The 3840-nt window shown below is 37.1% G+C and carries 3 protein-coding genes; 2 read left to right on the plus strand and 1 reads right to left on the minus strand.

The annotated features are described in order from the left end of the window. The coding region (locus ACEW80_RS17695) for a POTRA domain-containing protein (RefSeq protein WP_373527850.1) at positions 1-492 on the minus strand (492 nt) is incomplete at its 3' end. A gap of 468 nt (positions 493-960) precedes the next feature. Here ACEW80_RS17695 and ACEW80_RS17700 point away from each other — a divergent pair. After that, the gene (locus tag ACEW80_RS17700; protein WP_373527851.1) at positions 961-1422 is read left to right on the plus strand and encodes a GNAT family N-acetyltransferase; all 462 of its coding nucleotides are present in this window, start codon (positions 961-963) and stop codon (positions 1420-1422) included. Positions 1423-1479: 57 nt separating this feature from the next. Continuing rightward, on the plus strand, positions 1480-3840 hold a 2361-nt coding region (locus ACEW80_RS17705), incomplete at its 3' end, for a filamentous hemagglutinin N-terminal domain-containing protein (RefSeq protein ID WP_373527852.1).

Consider the following 3840-nt stretch of genomic DNA (forward strand, 5'->3'; position numbering starts at 1 on the left):
AATTTTGGCAACACCGGACTGAATTTTTTGAGGTGGAATGTAAGCACCAGAAGTAATGTAACCATTATTGACGTATAGATCAGTGATTTTGGCGCGGGCTTGATATAGTTCAACGATTGATATCGGTCGATTGATAAATTCCGCAAGCGTTTGGGCTAACTCTTGGGGACTAAAAACTGTGCTGCCAAAAACTTCAAACCGTTTTACAGTAAAAGTTTCAGGAATCTGGCTAGGGAAAGGTTTTGATGATGGGGAATCTGGGGAGGACGGTTCTAACAGTTCACTTGGTGGGGTCAGAGGTTGTGGTAGGTGTGGTGAGGGCAGTGGGTAAGGCAAGGGTGGTTGCACATCTTGCGGTGACGGCAGATTTGGTTGTTGTGCAATATCTACAACCTGGGCGTAGAGAGGTTTAGAAATTGTACTGCTGAGTAACACTAATAGACTCAGATTTAACCAGGAAAATGCAACCTTTTGATGAGATTTATCACTCATAATGTAGGTGGAATATTGGCATAACCTTTGAAATTGTACAAGAACAGACTGGAATCAAGTTTTTATAAACTGTTGAAAATTATTTGGTAACAGCTTAATAACAGCTATATGCATTGATAATGTGCGAATAGTTGATAACTTTTGGTATGGGATTAGCAAGTTTCAAATTTTGATAATAAAAAGTATTATTTTCCCTTTGCTCTGTATTTTTATTCTACTAGGTTAGTATAATTACTTAATTTGGCTATTCGCTTAATACAATTAACTCAGTAATAATAAATACAGAGCTTCAAAACTGGAACAATTTTTACTGGCATCATCTTGGAGACTGCGATGAAACTTGGAAGATACATAACTTCCAAAAATAGATAAGCAATTGATTTAACTGACAAGACGGTATACAATGCAAAAAACCTTTGTGTGTAATTTATATAGTTTTTAATCATCAATAGTTGAATAAACGAGAAAATGACACAGATTAATTTTTCATTGCCACATGAATATGTTCTTAGAAAAGCTAAACCTTTTGATATTTGGTTGATTCTATTATTCATGGTTAAAGCCAGACTTGATGCAACCCAACTCAAGTTGCAACAGTTTTGGATAATTGAATATGATGGTCGCTTAGTGGCATTTGGACAACTACGAAATTTTTCTTTTGCACAAGAATTAGGTAGTTTATATGTCGTCCCAGACTGCCGAAATCAGGGGCTAGGAACTTTTTTAGCAGAGCATTTATCTACTCAAGCTACTCAGCCTCTTTATTTAAAATGCGTAAAAAAGGAATTAATAAATTTTTACACAAAAAGATGTTTTGTAAATGTTAATTACGAGGATTTACCGCCGTCACTTAAATCTAAGTTTTTTCTATCTCAAGTAAGAAAGAGATTGCTAAAGGGTTTTGTAATGTTTATGAAATACGAGCCATAATTATTTGTTTTTAAAAACCAAATTGGATTTATTTTAATTTAAAAAGGTTATTTTAGTATGGGATTCTATTATAATAATTTACTAATAATTTCTGCTACTGTTTTGGTCTATAATCTGCTGACCAATGCTCCATCTCGATCTCAGATTATTCCAGATAGCACATTGCCTAACAACACAAGTATAAAGTTAGAAAATAATACTAGAATTATAGAAAAAGGAACAACAGTAGGCGGTAATTTATTTCATAGTTTTAAAGAATTTTCTATCCCTACCGGAAGTACAGCTTATTTTAATAATTCAATTGGTATTGAAAATATTATAGGCAGAGTCACTAGCAATTCAGCTTCTAGTATTGATGGATTAATTCGTGCTAATGGTTCAGCAAATTTATTTTTAATCAATCCTAATGGAATTGTTTTTGGTCAAAATGCCCAGTTAAATATTGGTGGTTCTTTTATTAGCAGTACAGCAAACAGTATCAGGTTTGCTGATGGCTTTCAATTCACGTATAGAGACTCCCAAACTACACCGCTCCTGACTATAAGCACACCAGTTGGACTGCAATTTGGGAATAACTCTGAAGCAATCCGTGTTGAAGGGATAGGACATAGCGTAATTGGTTCACGATTCTCCCCAGCAGTCGGACAAAATGCCTCTAGAGGTTTACGAGTTCAGCCAACAAACACAATAGCATTAGTTGGGGGAAATGTGATTTTAAATGGCGGCATTATAACAGCCGAAAGTGGAAGGGTTGAACTAGGTAGTGTGGGAAAGAATAGTTTAGTCAACCTAATACAAACATCCTCTGGCTGGAATTTATCCTACGAAAATACAGCTTCTTTTCAGGATATTCAACTATCAAAACGTGCTTTAGTTAATGCTAGTGGCGTTAGTAGCGGTTCTATCCAGGTACAAGGACAAAAGATTACACTTACTGACGGTTCCGTAATTTTAATTCAAAATCAAGGATTATTGCCAGGAGGAACGTTACAAGTAAATGCTTCCGACTCCTTAGACATAAGTGGCACTGATCCAGTTGCTAAAATTGCCGGTAGTTTACGGAATGAAACTATAGGAATCGGCAAATCTGGAGACATAAAAATATCAACTACAAGATTAATTCTTCGGGATGGAGGGCAAATAAATTCTTTGACATTTAGTCCTGCCAACAGTGGCAATATAATTATAAATGCAACTGACTCTGTAAATTTAGTCGGAGTTTCACCTCTCAATTCCGGTGTTTTTAGTCTTATTACTGCTGGAACATTTGGTTCTGGAAATGCTGGCAACATTGCGGTATCAACGCAAGGACTTATCGCTACAGGTGGTGGTGCAATAGGATCTTCAACATTAGGAACTGGTAGAGGAGGAGACGTAACGATAAATGCAACTGACTCTGTAATAGTCGAGGGATATGCACCAATTACCTTTCAACCAAGTATTTTATCTGCTACAACTTTGAATGCTGGTAACGCAGGTAATTTAACAGTCAATACATCAAGATTAATAGTTCGAGACGGGGGCAGGATTGATTCTTCTACCTTAGCAAGTGGTGATAGTGGAAGTGTTACTATAAATGCTTCAAATTCCATAGATATAAAAGGTGTGCCTAGTTCTCCAAATCCTAGCTTAGTAATTTCATCAGCTAATATCGAGTCTCAAATCATACGGAATTTATTCGGACTTCCTCCCATTCCTTCTGGTAACTCAGGAAATATAGCTATTAATACTCCTCTTTTGAATATTACTGGCAACGCCCTGATTAGTGTCCGCAATGACGGTCTTGGCAACGCCGGGAGTATTCAAGTTAACGCCAATGGAATCAATATTACCAATAACGGAGGAATCAGTGCCACCACTGCGATCGGAGAAGGAGGGAATATTGCAGTTCAGTCAAACATTCTTCAATTAAACAATGGCACTATCTCTGCAACTGCTGGACAACTTGGTACAGATGGCGATGGTGGCAATATCACTATCAACACAGATATCCTAGTTGCAATAAAAAATAGCAGTATTACAGCCAACGCTTTTAAGGGACGAGGCGGAAATATAGATATAAATGCTATGGCATTCTTCGTTTCACCTAACAGCCGATTGGAAGCGAGTTCGCAGTTAGGAATTGATGGCACAATTCAAGTTGATGCTCGGTTCACTAATTTTAATTTCAATAAAGTACAGCTAGAAGGAATTTCAGAGACTCCAGAAATTGTATCAGTTTGCCAAGGACGTTCAGGCATAGCGGCAAGTAGTTTTGTGATCATTGGAACTGGTGACCCACCACGTACTCTTCAAGACCAACTATCCAACAATAATGGATGGCAGGATGAGTCTATTTCAGTTCAAGCAAGTGATAACTCAGAGAAACTAAAACCGCCAATTCAGGAAGTAAAACCAATTGTAGAAGCCCAAACTGCG

Source organism: Nostoc sp. (assembly GCF_041747015.1).
Taxonomy (GTDB): domain Bacteria; phylum Cyanobacteriota; class Cyanobacteriia; order Cyanobacteriales; family Nostocaceae; genus Nostoc.

Excerpts from the sequence above, each read along its gene's own strand:
- ACEW80_RS17700 (WP_373527851.1), top strand. The coding sequence starts at position 961 with ATGACACAGATTAATTTTTCATTGCCACATGAATATGTTCTTAGAAAA.